This window comes from Candidatus Zixiibacteriota bacterium, from assembly GCA_016933955.1.
In the GTDB taxonomy this organism is placed as follows: Bacteria; Zixibacteria; MSB-5A5; order GN15; family PGXB01; genus JAFGTT01.
Window position 1 is genome coordinate 77,726 of sequence record JAFGTT010000004.1, and the last position, 22,833, is coordinate 100,558.

The 22,833-nt window shown below is 45.7% G+C and carries 16 protein-coding genes; 1 reads left to right on the forward strand and 15 read right to left on the reverse strand.

Annotated elements, in window-relative coordinates; all coding sequences use genetic code 11:
* Nucleotides 1–201 precede the first annotated feature (201 nt).
* From JXQ28_00970 to JXQ28_01000, 7 genes are all read right to left on the reverse strand, one after another.
* Nucleotides 202–2,436, reverse strand: a complete 2,235-nt coding sequence (locus tag JXQ28_00970) for a HEAT repeat domain-containing protein (GenBank protein MBN2276294.1) — start codon at nucleotides 2,434–2,436, stop codon at nucleotides 202–204.
* A 1-nt stretch (nucleotide 2,437) separates the two neighbouring features.
* On the reverse strand, nucleotides 2,438–3,565 hold the full coding sequence (locus JXQ28_00975; GenBank protein ID MBN2276295.1) for a PQQ-binding-like beta-propeller repeat protein: 1,128 nt from the start codon (nucleotides 3,563–3,565) through the stop codon (nucleotides 2,438–2,440).
* Nucleotides 3,565–6,378 carry a PD40 domain-containing protein gene (locus JXQ28_00980; GenBank protein MBN2276296.1) on the reverse strand — a complete coding sequence of 938 codons (2,814 nt, stop codon included), beginning with the start codon at nucleotides 6,376–6,378 and terminating at the stop codon, nucleotides 3,565–3,567. The genes JXQ28_00975 and JXQ28_00980 overlap by 1 nt, the downstream gene beginning before the upstream one ends.
* Before the next feature lie 133 nt (nucleotides 6,379–6,511).
* Complete coding sequence (gene amrS / locus JXQ28_00985) at nucleotides 6,512–7,522, reverse strand: AmmeMemoRadiSam system radical SAM enzyme (GenBank protein ID MBN2276297.1); 1,011 nt, start codon at nucleotides 7,520–7,522, stop codon at nucleotides 6,512–6,514.
* A 6-nt stretch (nucleotides 7,523–7,528) separates the two neighbouring features.
* Nucleotides 7,529–9,106, reverse strand: coding sequence for an HAD-IIIA family hydrolase (locus tag JXQ28_00990; protein ID MBN2276298.1), 1,578 nt, complete (start codon nucleotides 9,104–9,106; stop codon nucleotides 7,529–7,531).
* A 4-nt stretch (nucleotides 9,107–9,110) separates the two neighbouring features.
* Complete coding sequence (locus JXQ28_00995) at nucleotides 9,111–9,884, reverse strand: undecaprenyl-diphosphate phosphatase (GenBank protein ID MBN2276299.1); 774 nt, start codon at nucleotides 9,882–9,884, stop codon at nucleotides 9,111–9,113.
* A 60-nt stretch (nucleotides 9,885–9,944) separates the two neighbouring features.
* Nucleotides 9,945–10,592 (reverse strand): hypothetical protein, encoded by a 648-nt coding sequence (locus tag JXQ28_01000; protein MBN2276300.1) that lies wholly within the window; start codon nucleotides 10,590–10,592, stop codon nucleotides 9,945–9,947.
* 214 nt (nucleotides 10,593–10,806) lie between these two features.
* Between JXQ28_01000 and JXQ28_01005 the strand changes: the two genes are divergently transcribed.
* Complete coding sequence (locus tag JXQ28_01005) at nucleotides 10,807–12,375, forward strand: sodium-dependent transporter (GenBank protein ID MBN2276301.1); 1,569 nt, start codon at nucleotides 10,807–10,809, stop codon at nucleotides 12,373–12,375.
* 124 nt (nucleotides 12,376–12,499) lie between these two features.
* On the opposite strand, the gene JXQ28_01010 is transcribed toward JXQ28_01005, so the two are convergent.
* The 8 genes from JXQ28_01010 to JXQ28_01045 all read right to left on the reverse strand — a co-directional run bounded on the left by JXQ28_01010 (nucleotide 12,500) and on the right by JXQ28_01045 (nucleotide 22,827).
* Complete coding sequence (locus tag JXQ28_01010) at nucleotides 12,500–13,927, reverse strand: sigma-54-dependent Fis family transcriptional regulator (protein MBN2276302.1); 1,428 nt, start codon at nucleotides 13,925–13,927, stop codon at nucleotides 12,500–12,502.
* A gap of 231 nt (nucleotides 13,928–14,158) precedes the next feature.
* Nucleotides 14,159–14,995: a hypothetical protein gene (locus JXQ28_01015; GenBank protein ID MBN2276303.1), complete on the reverse strand. Its 837-nt coding sequence runs from the start codon at nucleotides 14,993–14,995 to the stop codon at nucleotides 14,159–14,161.
* Nucleotides 14,996–15,010: 15 nt separating this feature from the next.
* Nucleotides 15,011–16,546 (reverse strand): fibronectin type III domain-containing protein, encoded by a 1,536-nt coding sequence (locus JXQ28_01020; GenBank protein ID MBN2276304.1) that lies wholly within the window; start codon nucleotides 16,544–16,546, stop codon nucleotides 15,011–15,013.
* Between the two features lie 15 nt (nucleotides 16,547–16,561).
* Complete coding sequence (locus JXQ28_01025; GenBank protein ID MBN2276305.1) at nucleotides 16,562–17,284, reverse strand: PEGA domain-containing protein; 723 nt, start codon at nucleotides 17,282–17,284, stop codon at nucleotides 16,562–16,564.
* A 122-nt stretch (nucleotides 17,285–17,406) separates the two neighbouring features.
* Nucleotides 17,407–18,345 carry a sugar transferase gene (locus JXQ28_01030; GenBank protein MBN2276306.1) on the reverse strand — a complete coding sequence of 313 codons (939 nt, stop codon included), beginning with the start codon at nucleotides 18,343–18,345 and terminating at the stop codon, nucleotides 17,407–17,409.
* Between the two features lie 364 nt (nucleotides 18,346–18,709).
* Nucleotides 18,710–19,648: a PorV/PorQ family protein gene (locus tag JXQ28_01035; GenBank protein MBN2276307.1), complete on the reverse strand. Its 939-nt coding sequence runs from the start codon at nucleotides 19,646–19,648 to the stop codon at nucleotides 18,710–18,712.
* 636 nt (nucleotides 19,649–20,284) lie between these two features.
* Nucleotides 20,285–20,689, reverse strand: coding sequence for a hypothetical protein (locus JXQ28_01040; GenBank protein MBN2276308.1), 405 nt, complete (start codon nucleotides 20,687–20,689; stop codon nucleotides 20,285–20,287).
* Nucleotides 20,690–20,703: 14 nt separating this feature from the next.
* Nucleotides 20,704–22,827: a glycoside hydrolase gene (locus tag JXQ28_01045; protein ID MBN2276309.1), complete on the reverse strand. Its 2,124-nt coding sequence runs from the start codon at nucleotides 22,825–22,827 to the stop codon at nucleotides 20,704–20,706.
* Nucleotides 22,828–22,833: the final 6 nt, after the last annotated feature.

Sequence of the window (22,833 nt, forward strand, 5' to 3'; positions counted from 1 at the left end):
TTATATAGTTTTTTTGTTTTATCAATTTTCAATAGATATTAAATCAAGAATCGTGCCAATAATCGTAAGACATTATGGGACATAATATTAATATCTGATGGTAAAATTACGAAGAAAAAATACTGCCACAACGGCATTTCATATGTGCCATCATGGCATCAAGGCATGCCAGAATGGCGAAATTATTGATATTTTGGCAGTTTATTTATTATCGCGGTTCAAGACATCCTCAGCGGCCCTGGAGAGTTTTGAACCGCCAAAGAGAATTTTTTGCGAGGCTTTCATGGATTCGTTAAATTGCTTGATGCTGGACAATGATTCCGTATCACCAATACGTCCTAATGCCTTAATTGTGGCCAGTCGAAGGTCATCACGAGAGGAACGCCCCGAAGTGAATTTTGATTGCCACTGGCGATCATTCAGAAGGCAACTGAGAAATTTTTTAGCATCGTTCCCGCCCAGTTTTCCCAGCACCACAATTGCATTTATAATTTCCGAGGGTTGTTTTTCGGCAATATCGATCAATTCCGGAACGATCTCCATATTACCGGTCAAGCCCAATGCAATCAGGGCCGCTTCGCGAACCTCATGTTCCTTGTCATTAGCCGCCATTAACAGCAGGTCAACCGCTTTATCGCCACCTATTTTTTCAAGGGCCTGGACCACCGCCAGACGCACCCGGGTATCCTCATCGCTGATGACCATTCTAAGCGCCGGACAAGCATCGGGATCTTTAAGGGAGCCCAGGACAAAGATGGAATTGCGAATTACGTACCATTTATCGTCGGGCAGTTCCCGTTTCCCGGCTTCCCGTTCGAAGAAATTTTCATTTTTGAGTATATCGGAAAACACCACCAGCGAAGCGCGCCCCATCTCGGAAAGTATTTTCAATACCATCATTCTTACCTGACGCGATTCGTGTGAGATGATATGAGACAGCGCCAGAGCGACTTCTTCGGACCCAATTGTTACCAGAATGTGTTTTATCAGTTGACTGACCGTTCCCGAACCCGAAACCAGGTCATTCACCAGCTGGGCGATTATTTCGCGGCGGTTCAATTCCTCGATGGCCTTTTTAAGAGCCACTGACTCATAGGTCCAGACGCCCTCATGGCATGATCTTTTTCCCTCAATAATCCCGCACAGAGCATCCAGCTGACGATAGTTCTTCTCCTTGAGGGTTGCCAGGGCCAGCTCCCAGATTAAATCTGAGAATTCGAAAGTATCGCGACCGTCGGCGGTATATTCGTTTATCTTGATGATAATGTGGTCCAGCAGGTAGCCAGCGGTTGTTTTCGGATACACCTCAAATATGTGATGAAATAATATCAGAGCATATTTTCGGAAATTAAGGTCTGGTCCGGCCAGATGGTTTATCAGGATATTGACTACCGAACGGGCCTTACCTTCCTGACCGGTTCGAAGCAGGCGGCTGAAGATATCCTGAAATTCATCAAGATTATATCCAGGCAGAGCATCGTTAAACGTAGCATATAAAAACTGGTCGATTTTTTCGGAGGATTCTATTTTAATGGCGCTGGTCTTGGGCAACAAGTCGGCATAAATATCGCGACCGATCCCCTTTTCAAGAATAATATTGCCGATTTTATTGAGAATATCTTCCCGCTGAGGGTGATAATTAAGAGCCGCTATCATTTCCCTGGCTTTGTTCAGTTCCGCCGGATCGACGCCTTTAATTATGTCATGCGATTCAAGGGCTGACAGTATTCGGCCCCCGAGAACATCGATTATTTTTTCCTTGGGCATGGCGGCGATTTTTTCCGAGATTAAGTATCTGATCAGCGCCGGATGATAATCATACTTATTCATCCGGACAAGGTCGTCGACATCAAGTTTTTCATTGGCCAGAAGATCGACCAGCATCTCGTAATCACTTCCGATAACCTGTCCCACCAGGGTTCTGACCGAAAAATCATCCGGCAGATCACCGTAAAACTGAATTCCGTGTTCGAATAACTGCTGTCCGATTTCGGAATTAATATGGATGGTATCGATTTTATGCTCTTCCAGCCACGATGTCATCAGATTCCGGTAATCGGAAATCGGCAGTTTTTTTACCAGTCGTTCCAGGAAAAGAGACAGATCATCGACCGTTAACCGCCACTCGAACAGAATATCACTCAAATCGAGGATCTGCATGAATTCCATGATCTGATCCGTAAAAACCGAACGGCGCATTCTGATATTGAGAGCATACAGGTTACCGGAGGCAATATGCAGATTAATATATTTTTTATATTTGAACAGCTTATCCATCATCAGAAAAATATGTCCGATGGCCTTCCGGGATAACGGATGGGTTGCTGAATAGATGGATACTTTTTTTGAGGCCAGGTAAAATTCCCGCAGAGTCTCGTTGACATACTCATTCAGATTTATATTGAGGTCATTCTCCGAATAAAAATAGTCATTCATATCATTCTCCAAAACACTGAATGGTACCGTCATCCGCCGCAACATAAATATTTTTCCCGTCACTTATGGCCGAGAAACTGATGCCGTGCTTGAATTCCCGGCGAGACACGAGATGGCCGGTCTGTTTATCCAGACAATACAGGAATCTGTCCAGAGATGGGAATAAAACGTAATCACCCGCGACAATGGCAGAACCACGGATCACTCCGCCGGACTCGAATTCCCAGAGAGTCGAACCATCGGAGGCCTTCAGGGCCCGAAAGATCCCTCCGTTATCACCCAGGTACAGGCATCCGTCATCCAGGGCAGGCGTTGTCCAGATCGGATATTCGAATTTCCGATCCCAAACGACCAGACCGGAGCCGCGGTCGATGGCAAAAAGACTTCCCTCGATCCCCGCCACATATAGCCGATCTCCCACGACGGTCTTCGATACCAGCGGTTGACCCAGTTTTATTTCCAGCACCTTCGCACCATTCATTGCATCAAATCCTGTCAGGGTCCCGTTGTCGAGCGGGAAATAAACCGTCTCATTATTACCACTCGGTCCGGCCAGGCATTTGCCATCCACTTTCTGTTTCCAGATGACTTTTCCTGTCAGACGGTCAAGACAGAAAAGCAAACCCGGGTCCGAGCCGATATATATTCGGTTATCTATAATTATCGGCCCCCCGTTGACATCCTTTAAGTTTCTGGACCAGACTGCTTTTCGACTATGGAGATTAAGACATAAAAACTCATTGCAACCGGGAGCCACTCCCAGATAGGCCAGAGAATCGACCACCACCACCCCGGTGGGAACATTGCGGCGGGCCCGGTAAATTCCGAGGCTTTTCCCCGATTTCATATCAAAGAAATATATCCGTCTTCGGGAACCAGTAAAAACGAGAGTCCCGGCTCCAATCGTCATGGGGCCGATAGGGCCCTCGGACACATCGACTTCCCATTTCAGATCAAGGCGACCGGAAAAATGGGAATTGATCTGACCACTGGCCCGGATATCTTTTCGAGGGTAAACCCAGGCGCTTTCCGGGGCGGCAGTTTCCCTCGAAAGGCGGTATTTTTTGGCACATCCGGAAAAAACCAATAAACCGGCGATAATTATCAGGGGAAGAAATAATCTTGTCATCAGAAATTCCAGCCAAAGAAAAATTCAAAATTGGTCCCCGGCGCGGTCTTGGCAAAATTGGTGGTTTTGGCAAAATCGAAACGCAAAACCACCATCCGCCCCAGGGCAATCCGGAATCCGGCTCCGTATGACCCGATCAGCCGATCGAAAAACTCATCATCCAGGAAATGGAATTCGCGGTCGGACAAATAACCGGCGTCAAAAAAGATGGCACCCCGAATGGCCTGGAAGCCAATCCCGCCGAATGGAAATCCGATCATCAAGTTATCGATCAGGGGGAATCGTAATTCATTGGAATTAAAGACAATATTTCGGACATAAAACTCCCGCCGCTCATAACCCCGGAATGACCAGCTGCCCCCGAAATAAAGACGCTGCGGTTCCACGCCGCTGGAGCTGTAACCGAACATCCGGGTGGCAAAGGCCGAATATTTACCCAGACGGAAATAATGACGCAGATCAACCAGCCCGATTCGATTGTATTGCCGCCCCTCATCGAGACGGGTGGTCAGGCCGAAAGTGAGATTATAGCGATGGCCCTCTATCGGACCGGAAATATCCCACAGAGAATTGTCCGATACAAAAGAAACATAATTGGTCATCAAAGCCGCCCGCCGGAGGTACTGAAACATCCACATGTCTTTTCTGGAATAACGAAGATAGGTTGAGGTTTCTATGCGGTTAAATCTGGAAATGGGATAATTGACATATACCAATCCACCGACCTGGCGTTCGGAATAATAGCCTTCATAATCGTTATAGTAATTATCATCATAAAAATGAAAGGCCCCGAGACCCCAGTTAAGTCGATTCTTTTTATTTATATAGGTCACGGCCGCATTAAAACTGCTGAGGATATCGTCTTTGGTCTCCGCCGTATTGGTCAACAGGAAGTAGATGGTATAATCGCCAAGCATGTCGGACAGGGCCACCTGAAGACCGCCCAGAGCACCATAGACAGGATCGAAAGAAAGGGCCGACTGCGCGATATCAAAGGAATATTCAGTATGGTACTTGACCGATGACCGGAGATAATCATTATTAAGCATCCCTGGTTTCCAGAAAACCTTGCCAGCTGGGGGGGTATCGGCGGCCAGGAGAATACTGTCCTGAACTGACTGACGATAAATATGGAAACTGAAATCCTGATAGCCGGAAAAGATGATATTTTTGCGATCCGGAGTCAGTCTCGGATCATAAGCCCCGGTTAGAAGCGATGTAATTTTATTGATAGAGCCGTCTTCATTCAAGCGATAGATATTGTATGCTCCATCCCGATCGGATGAGAAATATATGCCGTTTTCCGACACATCAGGTGAGGCATCGCGCCAGTTACCCGAAGTTATTTGAATCGGTGTTCCTCCGTCAAATGGCACTTTGTAGAGATTGACCGCGCCTTTATCTCCGTAAAGACATCGATCCGAAGCAAAAATAATCGAATCGCCGCTCTGATTGAAGGCCGGATCGGTATCATAGTACAGATCGTTGGTGACCGATTGAAGATCACCTGTCAACAGGTTCAGAGTATAAATATCGGCGATTCCATCAATTCGGGAGCCGCTGAAAACAGCGTAATTCCCATTCGGCGAAAAGCGAGGTGAGACAATGGCGGCCAGACCGGGAAATTCATAACGGTTGGTTACTTTCTCATGGAAGATATCATATAAATAAAGGACGTCGGTTTCCTTGGATTTGGATGAAAACAATATACGGCCTTCAGAATTGGCATCAATTCCGCTCTGAAAAAGATGTAATGATTCGAAACCGGCCGTGCGTTCGCCTTTTAACAGCGTTCGCAACTTTTTCTTCTCCCCGTCCGGAGGCATCATATATATCCCGGAATAACCCCGTTTATTGGCCTTAAATATAATCCATTCCCGGTAATCATTGCTATCGCCCAGTTTGATTGGAACTCCCTTCAGTGAGTATCCATCCTTGGTCAATTGCGTGGCCTCACGCTTGGCCAGTCCGGCCGTGGCGATTTGCGGGAAATACTTCTTCTTCAGGCTGTATTCCCATTTCCGGGAGACTTCTGTGATAGGTTCACCAAGCGTGATTTCCATTATCTCTCTGAAATCATGACCCTTCCACCAGTTCTCCAGGATTAAAATCAGCTTATCCGAACCGTATTTATCGTTGATAAACTGGCAGATGGATTGTCCCAATTTGTACATCAGGTACGACCCGGAGACTTCGTACATTCGTTCGATAGGAATGATATTGCCCCCGATGACCATATCTTTCACGATCATATCGGCCTCACTGGTCCACTCCACCGACCAGAATTCCGCAATTCCCTCCATAAACCACAAAGGCGGAGAAGCCATACGCAATATTTGCTGGTGGGAGGTCACAGCCTCCAGTTTAGAAATGGTAAAAACATGGACCAGTTCATGGCGGATAACATGAGTAAAATCATAATATGAACCATGGAAAGGGACAACCACTCGTCCCTTTAAAAACTCGGTAAAGCCGCCGACTGATTCGGGAAGCAAATATGAAATAACATTGGTCTGAGTAAAATAATTTGGTGAGCTGTATATAATGAGCGGGGTTTTATTATATATTTCATGGTTGAATAGCATGGCTAATGATCGATAACTGTCCTCCGCAATCTTGGCCGCGATTTTGGCAATCTGCTCTTCTTCCGGGTAGAAAAACACACGAAAATGCTCGGTTTCCATGACCTGCCAGTTAAAATTGGTATACTGGACCTTATTCTGGCCGAAGTAGAACTGGGCCGATAAAACCGATGGAAGGATAGCCAGAGTAATTATGGCAGGAAGCAGTATTTTAAGCCTTAATCCGAACATGTTTAAACTCTAAAGAACATAACTCCCAAATTTAAAACAACGACGCCTCAATTATGGTTGTCATTGGCTTTTCCCCCTCCGCCGGCGAGCAGGAGCAGCATTATCCCTATGTATCGGCGAGGTCGTAAAATGTTTAATTGAACGATTTCGCCAACGGCAACATCGGTATTCCCGTATCTAATCCGCATTCGTCACACTTACCCGCTGTAAGCGATAGAATCTCTATATGATAACCGTCACGATTTATAAGCTTTGTTCCGCATTTAGGGCAAATCGTATTCTCCCGGCCGGGCAACCGAGCATTTCCCAGATAAACATAATTCAATTTCTTCGAAGCCAGATCATAAGCCTTCATTAATCTGTCAATCTTTGTCGGCGGATTTTTCATTTTATAAGACGGGTAGTAGGCTGAAAAATGAAGGGGGATATCATTTGAAAGACCGGCGACAAAATCAACCAATAATTCAAAATCCTGATCGGTATCGTTGAGATCGGTTATAACTAAATTGGTTATCTCGAGCCTGACTCCGGCCCGATAAAAGGCCGCTATATTTTCCAGGACCGGTTCCAGCCTTCCTTTACAGACTTTCTTGTAAAATTCAGGATCCATACTCTTCAGATCGATATTGGCGGCATCTATCAGCGGCAGGAGTTCTTTAAGCGGTTCGGGATTAATATAGCCATTCGAAACCAGGACATTTTTCAACCCCGCCTCATGAACCAGATGTCCCGCCCGGAGGATATACTCAAACCATATCATCGGTTCGGAATAAGTATAGGCGACCCCGATCGAACCACGATCCCCGGCTAATCCAACCAGATCCTCGGGAGATACATATTGGGTAGGAACCTGTTGTTGGGAAATTTGCCAATTCTGGCAGTTATCACAATTGAAATTGCAGCCATTGGCCCCGGTGGAGAAAATGATTGAGCCGGGATAAAAATGAAAAAGAGGTTTTTTTTCAATAGGATCATAGGCGGCCGAGACTAATTCACCGAAATTCTCGACCATAAGTCTTCCCTGCTTGTTGAAACGGGCGCCGCAAATCCCATATTTGCCTTCGGTCAGCAGGCATTCCGCCGGGCATAGCCGGCATTTTACCCGTTTATTGTCAAGCTTCTCAGCATATGCGGCCGGTATAATCATAATTTACCCTGTCGAATCAGTCGTAATATATTTTACGGCTTCATACAGGTTATCTGTAATCAAATCCGGCCGCATGGCATTATCGCCAACGAGTTTTTCCTCCGTTGAATGCCCACATCCGGTCCGGACCAGAATTCCCCGACCACCCATAACTTGCGCCAGGTTGATATCACTCAGAGAATCACCGACTATGAAAGACCGGTGCGGATTGATATTATGTTTCAGGCAGGCCGCCTCAACCATGCCCGGAGCGGGTTTACGGCATTCGCAGATCAGTTTATATTCAGTAATGACACCTTCCGGATGATGCGGGCAATACAGGAAATCATCGATCATCGCTCCCCGATCACTGAATAACTGAAGAATCCGGCTGTTGACGGCTCTGACCGAATCCTCACCGAAATAACCGCGGGCCACTCCCGATTGATTGGAAACCACCACAACTTTAAATCCGGTCCGGTTGGCCAGTTTAACGGCTTCGATTGATTGCCTTTCGGGTTCCACCTCCGATGGTTTATGGAGAAAGTTCTTTTCCTTTATCAGAGTTCCGTCACGATCGATAAAAATAGCCTTCTCCTCCTTTAACCGCGACTCCAGCATCATGGTGGCCCGGTCAAGCACCTCTGTGACGGTAATACGCTCGAAGCAATACCGATGGTCTCGAAAACATGGCCGTCTCCCATGAAGTGAACAGGGTCGGCAAAATTCATCCACCTCCATGACATAATCACGTAAACCGCGGGGCGAAAAACCCAGAACCGGGTGGGTCGGTCCGAATAATGCCAGAACCGGGGTGCCCACTGCGGAAGCCAGGTGTGACAGAGCCGAGTCGTTGCAAATCAACGGCCCGCATTGTGAGATAATTCCGGCCAGTTCTTCAAGCGGCGTATCGACCATGACGCGCACTTTTTCAAGCCCTTTTTTTTCGGCGAAACTCTCAATTTCCGGATCCTTATTCGCCAGTAGAATGACGATATTAGCCCCAAGCTGTTCAATAATTTCAGCCATCAATTCGAGAAATCTCTCCGGAAACCATTGCTTGGTCGGATAAGATGCCTGCGGGCCAATGGCAATTATCGGACGGTCATTTTCAAACAGCGAATTACCGCCCCTCTCATAATCGAGTTTTATAATCGGGCGACGAGCATAAACTTTCCCCCCGCTTTTAATTACTGCCTTATTATACTGGTCGATAGTATGCGGATGATTATCACCGAATTTTTTCCATTTTACCGCCGCAAATCTTTGAAATCGGCGTTTGGGGTATTGTACCTTGCGCGAAGCATGGACATGCTTCATCAGGTATCTGGAACGAATATTACCGTGAAAATCCACCAGCAGATCGAAACCGATGGAATCAAGAAACTCGCCCATACGAAACAGATCGCGGGCTCCGGCATGCTGGGGAAAGGTAAGAACTTCATCGACCCCGGCAAATTTCTTTACCAGACCAGCCATCTTCTCCCTGACCAGAAAATATATTCTGGCACCGGGATATGACAGCTTTAAATTCAGAACGGCCGCTGAGGTCAGAACCACATCCCCAATTGCGCCGAGTCGGATGACAAGTATTTTGTGCATACCTTCAACCGAATATAATTATGCCGCCGAATCCGACAATAGTGCAATAAATTCCGAAATATTCGAACTTCCCCTTGCGAATAATATCCAGAAGAAAATAAACCGCCGCCAGACCGGAGAGGAATGACATGGTGGTACCCAGAATATATTGCCCGATCATAGCCGGATTTACTGTGGCGATTTCATTCGCCTTGAATACAATCGCCCCGATAATGGCGGGAATTGAAAGGAGAAACGAGAATTCCGCGGCGGCCACCGGTTTCAACCCGGAAAAAAGGCCGAATGAAATGGAGGTTCCGGATCGTGATATTCCCGGAAAGATGGCCAGGGCCTGCCCGATCCCGACCATGATCGAATTTCCAATGGTACTATCCTTTTCATTTCTTCTGGGAATAGCCGTGGAAAAAAGAATCAGGCCGGTTACCAGCAGGAGAATTGACGTCACCAGCGGTGAGGAAAAAGCCTGTTCAATACTATCCTTGAGAAGAATGGCTATTATCACGGCCGGGATGGTCCCGATACAAAGATAAAAGACCATGGCCCTTTCTTTCTTCATGGCGGGAATAAAGAGCGATTTTATCAAATCCAGAATCTTCCGCCGGAAATAAATGACAACCGACATCAGAGTCCCGAAATGTACTGCCAGTTCGAACAGGACCCCGGGGATTTTTGCATGAAGGAGATTTTCGGCTATAACCAGGTGTCCCGAAGATGATACCGGCAGGAATTCGGTCAATCCCTGGACCAGACCGAGAATAATGGCATCCAGATAACTCATTATAAAAGGCCCCGGGGGTCAATTACCGGAGCCAAATTCCTTTTAAATACTATTGGCCTTTTAGAAAGCCCTGAATTCCAAACCGGTAAAGAGCCCGGAATTACCATCAATTTGCAATTCCGCATAAAGACTGAATTCCCTGGTAACTTCAAATTTACCGCCGAAATTTGCCCCCAGACGGAAATTCGAATCGGAATCATCATTAGCAGAATACCGCTCCCAGCGAATATTAAACCGGCTGTAAGGAATAATCCTGTGACCGGAATTGAATTTGAAAGGCAGGGAACCGATCACGTTGGCACCTAGTTCGAAGGTAGAGTAATTCTCATAATCGACGTATTCGATGAAACCGCCCACAGCCAGATCGAAGGGATTCTTTTTCAGTTTATCATAATAATCCATCAATTCGTATTTCATATCCACACCCAGTAATATCTGCGGATCCGTATTGGGTGCATCAAGATCGGCAAAACCAAATTTAAGTCGACCTTCGGTATAATCCGAAAAACCATAAGTCACTGTTCCGAATACCGATGTCACGTCGTCTCCAAAACCTGCAAAACCGCCGACATAGCCGACTCCAAAATCAGCGGCATCGGCCGTCGTCAGACACCCGGTTGCCAACCCAATAGATTCTTCGGCCAGAGTCCCTGATGCTGATAAACCGATCAAGGCCAGAAGTATTACCGGTAATATTGCTTTTTTCACGCTAACCCTCCAATGGTTGTAAATTTTTGGAGCAAAATATCGGCACCTATCGTTAATGTCAACAAAAATAACTCCCGCCGATGGCAATACCGACTGCTCCGGTTTTTTCTTGACAATAAAATACTCATGTCTTTATATCAACCTTAATAAAATATTATATACGATCAAGCCCTGAATTGGTTCGAACTTAGTCGTTTTTTCGGAGACAATTGCTATGGCGGAACAAAGACAACGATGGGGAACCAGGGTCGGAGTTATACTTGCGGTTGCCGGGTCGGCCGTCGGTTTGGGGAATTTCCTTCGTTTTCCCGTGCAGGCCGGTAAATACGGCGAGGGCGCTTTCATGATTCCGTACCTGATCGCTCTGTTATTGGTTGGAATACCATTGATGTGGGTCGAATGGACGGCCGGGCGCTATGGCGGAGGATTCGGGCATTCCAGCGCCCCCGGCATTTTTCATTCTCTCTGGAACAAAAACCGCTTTATTAAATATTTCGGCATTTTCGGGATATTCGGTCCCTTTTTAATTTATATGTACTATGTTTATATTGAGTCCTGGTGCCTGGCATACGCCTACTATTCCCTTACCGGGCAATTATCGAATCTGGCATCAAGCGAGAGTTTCATACATTTCCTTTCAGGCTATCAGGGTATCGACAGCGCCGGATTCATTGCCGGGACTGCTCCGGGGGTTATATTTTTCATTATCACCTTTATACTCAATATATCGGTGACCTATTTCGGTATTCGCGGGGGAATAGAAAAACTGTGTAACATTGCCATGCCGATCCTCTTCTTCTTCGGGATTGTCCTGGCTATCAGAGTCATCACTCTTTTCGCCCCGGACCCCCTGCATCCCGATTGGAGTTCTATCAACGGTCTGGGATTTTTATGGAATGCTGATCTGTCGGCCTTAGGATCTCCAAAGGTATGGGTGGCCGCCACCGGGCAAATATTCTTTACGCTGTCGGTCGGAATGGGAGTCATCCTGACATATTCCAGTTATTTGAGAAAAAGTGATGATGTCGCCTTGTCCGGTTTGGCGGCGGCCTCGACCAATGAATTTGCCGAGGTTATTCTGGGCGGGTCCATCGTTATTCCGGCCGCCTTTATATTTTTTGGTCCCAATGATATCGTCGGAATTGCCGAATCAGGAGCCTTTAACCTTGGCTTTGTCACCATGCCGCAAATCTTTAACCAACTGCCTCTTGGCGCTATCTTCGGGTTTTTATGGTTTTTCATGCTGTTTCTGGCAGGGATTACTTCATCGATTTCCATCGCACAACCATCGGTGGCCTTTCTGGAAGATGAATTCGATATCAGCCGCCCCAGGGCCGTGAAAATATTCGGTATCGCGGCTTTTATCTTATGCCAGCCGGCGCTCTGGTTTTTGCACCGGGGAGTCCTCGATGATCTTGATTTCTGGGGTGCCAATTTTGTTATTGTCTTTGGAGCGGCGCTCGAGATAATTCTCCTGGCCTGGGTATTCGGTATTGATAAAGCCTGGGATGAATTACACCTGGGAAGCAAAATAAAAATCCCACGAATTTATCGATTCATCATTAAATACATCACCCCCACCGCCCTGATTGTCCTGCTGGCCTGGTGGATCAAGGAAGAGTGGTGGAATGTCATAACCATGCAGGGTGTTCCCGATGAAAATATTCCCTATGTTCTCGGGACAAGATTACTTCTGTTGAGTATCCTGATAATCCTGGCCATAATGGTTCGCATGGCCTGGCGACGGCGTAAACGGAATCAGAAGGAGGGTGACATATCATGACTACCGGCGGTTGGATATTTATGATATTAGCATGGGGCATGATAATAGGCGTGATGGCATTTTGTTATACAAAAGTGATGCGGGATAGGGATGATCAGCCCTTTGATACGACTGATTTTACGGATTAAAAGATATTGTACTTGGCCATTCGATCGCGAAGCGTATTGCGCGAGATACCCAGCATTTCCGAGGTTCGTACTTGATTGGAGCCAAAATGCTTCAGGCATGATGAAATCAAAGCCCGTTCCAAAGCCGATTCCAGGAAATAATAGATCTTTCCTTGAGAATTATTAATCAATTTTGGCAGGACCGGATCGATAATCTTCCGGAATACCTCAATATAATCATCTTGAAGATTATCCAGGTCGATTTCCACCCTGCTTTCGATTTCGGAAAAAATCGGAAAATCATCCGGCTGCAGGATGTCCGATTTGGTCATAACGCATGCCGTATGGATATTATTCTCAAGTTCACGGACATTGCCCGGCCAGGGATACTTCATTAGCATGGTCAGAGCTTTTTGTGAAACCCCCCGGATGTCTTTGCCCAGTTGTCCGGAAAAGCGGTTGACAAAATGATCGGCCAGAAGCGGGATATCATCTTTACGTTCACGAAGTGGCGGGATGAAGATTGAGGCCACTTTTAGGCGATAAAAGAGATCAACCCGGAAGGAGCCTTCTTTCATGCATTGAACCAGCGATTTATTGGTTGCCGCAACCACCCGGACGTCAACTTCAATGGTTTCATTACCGCCGACCCGTTCGAATTTCTTTTCCTGCAGGGCTCTTAGCAGTTTGGACTGGGTCAGCATCGACATGTCTGCGATTTCATCAAGGAAAATGGTCCCCTGGTTGGCCTGTTCGAATTTCCCCAGACGCTTGAAATAGGCACCGGTAAAGGCTCCCTTTTCATGACCGAACAACTCCGATTCCAGAAGAGTTTCGGCCAAGGCGGCGCAATTGACCGAGAGAAAAGGTTTGCTGCGACGATGGGATGAGCGATGGATGGCCCGGGCAATTAATTCCTTCCCGGTTCCGGATTCACCGAAAATCAAAACAGCCGCATCCGATTTGGCAACTTGTCCAATCAGCTTGGCGATTTCAACGATTTCAGGTGATTTCCCCACGATTTCATCGACATCATAGGGTTCGCTTTCGCCCAGTGGTCGGATGGTCTTACTCCGGTTTTTTTTCTGTCCGCAGGCTTTGTTGACATTGTCTATCAGTTTCTGGATTTCAAATGGTTTGGTTAAATATTCATAGGCCCCTTCTCTCATCGCTTCCATAGCGTTTTCGGTAGAGATGAAACCGGAAATCATAATGATCGGGATTCTGATGTCATTGAGCTTGACCTGTTTTAAAATATCAAGACCCGACATCCCGGGCAAATTGACATCCAGCAAAACAGCATCAATATCACCATGGCTTTTTAAAAAATCTATCGATTGGCGGCCATCTCCAAGGAAATAAAAATGGAACCGCTCGGGATCAAAAAGATTGGCCAATGACTTTGAAACTTCGGCATCATCGTCGACAATCAATATATTTTTCATAAAAAGTTAATACCCTTCATATTTATTAAGATTTATCGGATTCTGAAGGGAATTATTTAGTCAACAGGAGAAGCAAAAGGCCTTTAAAATAGCCTTTTTCCCGTTTTTCGAAGCCTTTCCGGCAGGAAATAAAAATATTGTCCTAATCTGAATTGGTTATTGTGTTATCGAATAGAATGCCGAAAAAACACCCCTGATACTATAACCTGATGAAAATGGGTCGACTAATTGCTATTCTTCCTCAAGAAGAAATTTGACCACCGCCCCGGTCAGGATATAATTGACTATTGCATCTACTATTATCCCGATTAGCAATATGTAAAAAACCAGTTCGGGAGAGAATTTGTCAACAATAATCTCGACTTTTTCGGACAGGTAGGTGATCGGCAGGGTCAGTAAAAACGGAAACAGGGTTAAAAAGAAAGTAAAAACCGGATTCTCGGCAAATAACCTGAAAGATGTTTTAAAAGCCCCGAGAATATTTTCGCCATAGGCAATAACGGCCGGAACAGCATAAATAAAAACTGAATAAATAACCACGCCTACCAGTTTGAGCGCGATATCAAAGACCGCCATTCTCCTGGGAGAGCCAGAAAGATAATCGTGGAAGATTGCCGGGGCGTACCAGTTAACGGCAAATATAATTCCCGAAATTATCACCCAGATAACCAGAAGAGCGGGCCATTTACGGAAGATGGCAGGAAATTCGGCATTATTCGCTCGTCTCGGCTCAAGAGCCCTGATAAACAAGGCCGCTGTTAAACCTATTGCCAAACCTTCAAAGATGATACTTGCGGCCAGCTTAAGCCATTGAAAGACAAAAGGTAGCATTAAATACAGACTCGGGTAATGCCCGAAATATTCCGCATTCCGATCTCCCAGCAATCCAACCAGCGGTGAAAGAATGGTATAAATAAAAGGATTCACATAATTACAAAGCATTATGAGTATGATAAATTGCAGTATGGCGTAAAGTATGAATGGTAGCCACAAACGGCCGCGGAAAAACCACCGGATCGAAATTAGATAGAGACCGATAAGGCGATTCAGTTTGGCTATGAAGTTCAAATCCAATCCCCCAAGTTAATTTGTAATTTGCACATCGGCCGACATGGAGTATTTGCCTTGCCGATCAAAGACACAAATAACATAATGATATGTTCCCGAGGAGGGATTATCTTCATAACTGGTCGTCGCCTGGCTGTTTATAATCTGTAACGGTGAAAGCGATGGGATATCTCCGTAATTGATGGTTGAATTCCTCCTGAATACCCGATATGAAGCAAAATCCTCATCATTATTGGAGGTCCAGGTCAGGGTCACAGTACCATCTTCAGCCCTGGCGGCAAGAATCACAGCGGCCGGGGCGGCATTGACCAGAGTCATCGCCGAAACCGCTTCAGAGGCCGCTGAAAGGCCAGTGTTGTCGAAAACATAAACCCGGTAATAATACCGGGTGCTGTCATCAAGATTGGTATCGCTATAAGTCAAAGTGGCGCTACTGATGATGACTTCAATCGGCTCGGAATCCAAACTGACAGTCGTGATCGTATCCCGATATATATGATAAGCCGCAAAATCATCATTGGCCGATTCCGACCAGTTCAAACGGATTTTAGACGATGATTCGGCCACGGCCACCAGGGAAACCGGAAGAGGTGGATTGGAGATATTCAAAGGCTCTGTAATCCAGTATTCTTCGGCATTATTTCCGGCCGCATCCGAGAAATTCGCTCGCACTACTCCATCCACTAACTCTAAATTATAAGGCACGGTAAAATCCAAGCTATAGACAAAAATACCTGCCGATGAATCACTGGCGTCAACATTATATTGTAATTCAAGGCCGCTTCGCCCCGGGAATGATATACTGGCCGAACCATCCATTTCTCCGGTAATGACAGTAAATGTAATTACACTGTCCCGGGCAAGGATGATATCAGATGGGTTAAAATAGGCCGTATCGATTTCCGTTTTTGTGTCCAGAATAATTGTATCTGCAATTGGCTGAAGACTGTTAGATTCCGAACCATCGGCAAATTGAATCCTGGCATAGATATACTTGGCCCCATCATTCTGGCTCAAACGAAAGCTCTTGGTGGTCGAATAAGTCTCCCAGCGCGTCTCGGAAAAAGCCGGATCCTCGGATAATTCAACCAGCGCGGCCGTCACCGGGACAACAAAAGTAACAGAAACATTGCGTGAACTTGTGTACCTGGAACCGCCGTTGATATTCAGTGAAACCACCCCGAAAGTCGAAAATACCGGATCGGACTTATTGCTTTCCAGCCCATTCGAGTCAACCGATGCCACGGCAAAATAATACACTCGCCCCGGAGTAAGAGAGGTGATTAGTGATGATGTATCAGTGGTGGTTTCCCAGAGAATGTAGCTTGTATCCAGCGTATCCTCGGAATAATAGACTCGATAAGAGATATCATCGGATATGTCGACGGTTTCCCAGATCAGAACCACGCCGTCACCGGCGTGCAAGATTTTTACGGCATCGGGAATTACCGGTTCAGCCGGTAGGTCAAAATCAAGATTTTCAGATTCTATATACCGACTGCATCCGGCCACCATTAGAATAATCAACAATAATACTATTAGATTCTTCATATCTTCACCCCATCATCAAAATCTATGACTTAAAATGACCTGGGCTCCCCCCTGTTTTAGATCTGGTTTAACGGTAATATTATCAACCGATAAAAGTCCCTCATTTTCGGGGAAAAGAAACAGAATATCGAGCAGGTTTAAACTCCAGACCGCAATTGCGGCTCCAATGGTTATTCTTCGAAGACTTTCGGCATCATAAGCATCCTTACGTGCCTCGGCCAGGGTCGAGTAAAGAGCCTCCTTTTCGCCATAGGATGTCAAGTTATTGTATTCCACCTCCATGTCCTCATAGCGATCGACCTTGTCATTATAATCGGCATCGGCGATTAAAAAACTGCCTATCGCACCAATGGCTAGAACGGTAAATATCCCGCCCTTGAATTTCCGGTCAGCATAATATTGGCCCCATCCAGGAATAAACAATGATCGGGCAAATCCTTTGAATCTCGTTTTGGCTTTCAGATTGACCGACAGACTGGAGATTTTATCGCGTTGAAGATAAAGAGTCGATTTATAGGTTTCGAAACCATATTTTTTTACCTGTATATTATACTTTCCGTCCAGGGGTTGAAGGAATTGTACTGGAGTAACCCCAATAATGGTCAGATTTCCTTTCAAGGTAACTTCAGCACCCTGCGGATTAGAAGTAACTGTCAACCCGGCCTGCTTATCCTGGGCCGCCGACACCAGAGGAATAATAATGATAAGGGCCAGAATCAAACTCCCTTTGGATGACATAATAAAACCCACTTCCTTGTTTTATCAATCTAATCGGAAAAAAATAAAATAATCCAAACAATAATTCAACAAATAAAAAACGCCGCATCAAAGAGAGTGATGCGGCGTTCAAATTTATTCACTCAGCAGGCACCTTTGCCCGTCAAAACAACCAACACTGTTCGGGCAAGGATTTTCAAATCGCTCCGGATTGACCAGTTACGGATATAATTGACATCATGCTTCACCTTGGTGATAACCGATTCAATCGAGGAATCATAGCCGCTACTCACCTGGGCTAATCCGGTAACACCCGGTTTCACACGCAGGCGAACGCCATAATTGGGGACTTTCTCTTTAAGATCCCGGACAAACACCGAACGCTCCGGACGCGGGCCAACCAATGACATATCGCCCATGAGAACATTAATCAATTGGGGAATCTCGTCGATTCTGGTCTTTCTCATGAAACGCCCCAAACGGGTCACGCGAGAATCATTTTGGGTCGCCCACACCGGTCCCGACTTTTTCTCTGCATCCTGAACCATTGTACGAAATTTTATAACCTTAAAAGGTTTGCCGAAATTATCGACACGCCGCCGGTCACGCGACCGACGATTTTCATCGGAGTCGGTCCTATATAGTCTGCGGTTGCGACGGCGACGATTGATACCGACGCGTTCCTGCGTGTAAAACACCGGCCCGGGACTACCAAGTTTAATCAAAATCGGTATGACTACCAAAATGGGAAGGGCCAGTATCAGACCCAGAATCGATCCGAAAATATCCAGAACCTTTTTGAATAATTTGTCAATCATACCAACAACATATTTTAAAGGGTTCGAGACTCCCTCCGGAATTATCAAAGTATATGAAATCAGAGCCAAAAGAAATAAAATACCGGTTGTTATTTCCCCATAATAGAAATTGGCCAATTCGCCGGGCGATTGCCGCCGCTTACTGGCAGAAATGGCACCACGATTCAGACTGATAACCCGCCCGTATCCAACCATGGTTGAGGGGATGGCAATGGAAGGAGTCGCCTTGGTTTCTATACTGCTGTTAATCCGGTTTTCGTTCATTATTCGATATCAGCTGTAACGGTATTAATTTTCTTATTTTAGAATACTTTAATCACTCAGATGAATCTTCAGCAAATAAATTGCCCAAACACCCCAAATGGCCATTTTTGCGGCAAATCCCGGCAAAAATAAGGAATCTGCCACATAATAGATTGTCTGTTAATCACTTACAGCCACAACTGCAATTGTTAATATTATGGCAATCCTGTAATAAAACTCTAACAAAGAAAATTATGGTGTGAATTCCTGAAGCACTCAACACAATACGTGCAATGAATTGCGCATAACATACGAAAAGAATTGCACGAAAAAAGAAAGGCCGAAATCGAATTCCGGCCCATACAACTATAGATTGAGACCTGTCTTACAGATCAAGAATGACACTGAATCGATGTAGATTCTCGGAACTGAATTTCTCCTGGGGAGAAAAAGTATAATCCAATCGGGCCGGGCCAAAAAGAGCCCCAACGCCAAATGAAAGCGACTGCCCAAACTCGCGTTCATCCTGGTTGGGATAATAGGCATAACCGGTCCGGATAAAATATTTGCCTTCGTAGTTCCATTCAAAACCGTTCTTCACACTCATCGTGCCGTAAAACTGGTTCTCGACTTCCAGAGCAGCCAGAAAAGACGATCCCAGAGGTCGGATTGACACCCCGGCTCTTATACCGGCCGGAAGATTCTCCTCAATCTGATCAAATTTGATTTTCTGTCCCAGATTAATGGCCGTCACTGCCGCCGCGAAAAGATCGGTGTGATATCTGGCACCCAGATCCACAGCCAGAGCTGAAGCCGATTGATCAGCCAGACTGATTACCACATATTTGACGGCAGAACCGAGGGAAAAATATTCACCAACCCTGTATCCGGCTGAAAAACTTGTCGCCAGATCATAGGTGCCGTTGATACTCCCGGTAGGAGCATCATACTGATCATAGCCCTCAATATCACCATAATTCATGTAGGAAAAGGCCAAACCAAGAGTCAATCGATCGGAGGCCGGGTAGGCCATCGACAAATATTCATAACTGAGATCCTGGTACCACGAAAAATGAGACAGGGCTAACTGAAGATTTGTTACTTCCACAAGGCCGGCCGGATTCCAGTACGAGGCGGTCGCATCATCGGCCGCCGAAGAAAAAGCGCCTCCCATGGCGGCCGCTCTGGCACCAATCCCGATATTAAGAAATTCCGCCATGGCCTCTCCGCTACCGGCGGCTATTGATGTTCTGCCCAGAAGGGCGGTCACCAGAATAAGACAACCCCAGATGACCAGAATCTTGAAAAGACTTCGTTGCGACATAATTACCCTCTGCATTTCCCTATAATTTATTGGATAAGAATTGCAATGGAAATGCCCATCCCAGATAAGACAAAGAAATGTGAAGAAAAATATTGAAAGCCCCTTGATGACAATCTATGGTATTAAAATGCAAAGACTTACGGCAGTTTTTAGACTCGCCCATCTCCACCCCTAAAAAAAATCAACATCCCTGTCCAGGCCAAAAATCCACCCGCCTGCACCTTCCATGAACATATATCCTTCTTTAGCCCCGACATAGACAATAAGTCATTGTAATATTAGACCTTACATTTAAGGTTCAAATATTGAACATACCTATTGATAATGTCGGCTTTTTGGCCATATCATTTAACCAAATATTGGTTTTGCCCCATACTTTTTTATAACCATATATCTTTATATAACCTATTGTCAACAAAAATATTACAAATAATGTATTTATTTTTTCAAAATCGGCCTTGACTATCAGTCACTTACAGAAGTAACAGGTAGTAATCGAGATATACTTTGGTTTTGTACCGATTCCGCTATAGGTGTGATATATAAATAATTTTATGCTGAATTACCAGCATAAAATTGATTTAAATTTCAAGGGATTGAGTAGCTCTTATGGGTTAAGAAAATAAATATAAATTACTACAGATTAATTTTCTCGGCAAGGTCGCCGATCAATGGCAATTTATATTTACGACCCTGAATCCCCAGAATGATACCGGCTACCGAGGCCCCAAGAGCCGCGATGATAATTGTCTTCCAGAACATACTTGACAATCCCGGAATAAGGAAAAGAACTGCCATAAGCTCAATAAGAAAAAGTATCAATCCCTGCCGGCTGTGAAAGCGAGCCTGTTCGTTATCGCGCATTTGTAATAACGGTATCAGGCAGAGAAACGGTATATAGGATAAAATGGCCGCAATTAATCCCCTGTCCCGGTCGAGACTCGAGGTGGAATCATCCCGAACATCCTGGGCCTCCTCAAACCGCGGTATTTCTGTCTGACCACCCTGGTTTTCATCTTTGCCAAAGAATGAATCTTCCATAATTGCCTCGCTGATTAAACCTGCCAGAAGATTTCTTTATCCCGTTCCGGTAGAGTAACGGTGATTGGCCCGCCAAAGGGCCACTTTTCCATCAATTCGTTTTCAGAATAGAACAATACGAAAAAGCCTATTCTACCGCATCCGGTATCTGTTAATGTCTTTCTACCTATTTTAACTTCCAGAATCTGTTTAAATGAAAAAATCGTCTGGCCGAGATCCTTCTCCACCGTCTTTTCCAGGGGGATTTCCCTGATACCGATATCTTTAAAATCCAATACGATTCTAAATTTATTTTTGCCAACTAAACCAAAATTGTCATCAAAGTCAAGACGAATATAAAAGAAGTCATAATCGAAGGCAAAATAGACGGCTTTAATTATCAGTTCCACGCGATGCATGGCGCCGCCCGCTTTGACACAATCATAACACCCGGCGCCAGTCCATTCATAATAATGCGTCAAAAGACCGTCGAGCCGGGGCGTAATTAAGGATTCGGGAGGAGTAATAAATGAATCCACTCTGGCGCGGTGAATCGGCATCATTAATTCTGGAGGCACCTCAAGTTCGAGCGTTCTGTACATGGCCATCAGGTGCCTACGGAACAACCGGTCAAAAAGGCTGTTATGGGCACCCAGATGATCGTCGCCGTACCACCAGCACCAGTCCGATCCTTCGGCTATATAGAGTTTTTCCCAGGCGGCTTTGATTTTGCCCGGATCGGCCTTGGGGTGGCTTTTTTCATAATGAACCAAGGCGCGTCGAGCCTCATAGAGGAAATCCCAGGCCTGATTATCTTCATTATGGCCGATCCATATCCGGAAATTATGGTTTATCCAGGAGCCGGGGAAAAGAGACGGCAGAGTTATGGGCTTAAGACAATCGGCCGCCTCGGTCATCGATACTATTTCAACATGATTGCACTCCCCAAGACCCCGGTATAATCGGCGCAGGAAATCCTGACCATCATCAGGGAAATATTCCCAGGCATTTTCTCCATCGAGAATAATTGGGATAACGCAGTTGCCAGCTCTATCGCCATAGAAATCACGGATGCTTTTAATGGTCCCGATAAAATCACTGACCGCCCGCTCGGCTTCCCAGCCCGAATATACAAAGCCGATTTTATCCGATAACCCGTGATCACGGAATAACATTTTCGTTCCAGGAATGCCCTCAAGGGAATATACCTGATGTGGCGAAAAGTCCCGTTTGCTTAACCCGGATTTCAGGAGTGAGTTATACAGAATTTCCTCATCGGTGGCCACCCAGCGAATTCCTCTTTTCGAAATCAGACCGAGGGCATCCTCGGACACCGATCCCTCCGATGGCCACATCCCGGCCAGCTCTCCTCCGAACAATTGGTGATATCTTTCAACCGCACGGTCAATATGCCAGGTCGCATCTTCCGGATACCTGAATCTGTTCTCCGGTAAATGGATATCCGCCATCGCTTCCCTGGCCGAGTCAGTATCGATTAAAAGAGGCAGAATCGGGTGATAATAGGGAGTAAAGGAAATATCGATTTTCCCCTCTTTGTACAGCCTCTGGTAGGTCGGAATAATTTCTTTCAGCAATTCGATTTCAAACCCGAGCAATTGGCTTTTCTCCTCCTCGGTGAAATCACGCTGCTTTTCATATAGATCCTGAATGGGAGCACGGTTGCGAAACATGGGATCGATCCAGACCAGATTGGACCATACCTGAAGATCTCGAAGCTCCGAAGTCGAAAATATTTCACAGGCCAGATTAATATCACTGCCACAGCTATCTTTTTTCCGATAAAGCTGGCGATACCTCGGATAGGGTTCGATCATGGTCGGGTAATGCGCCATGAAAAAAGTCTGAAGAATCTCCCTTTTTTCTTCATGAAGAAGTTGCCGGGCCGGAATATGTGATAATTCAAGGTGACGATCGGTGTATCCCCGACAATACATTTCTATCTGATCCAGAAGTGACGGAACGAGATTAAAAGTGGCCTTGATATTATTTTCCGCGGCCAGAAGCGGCATATCAAGATAATCCTTGAGCCCATGCAATCGAACCCAAGGCATAAAGAACTTATTATCTTCCGGATTAAGATAAAACGGTTGATGCATGTGCCAGAGAAAGGCAACCTTTAATCTGGTATCCCCCGGCATGATTTA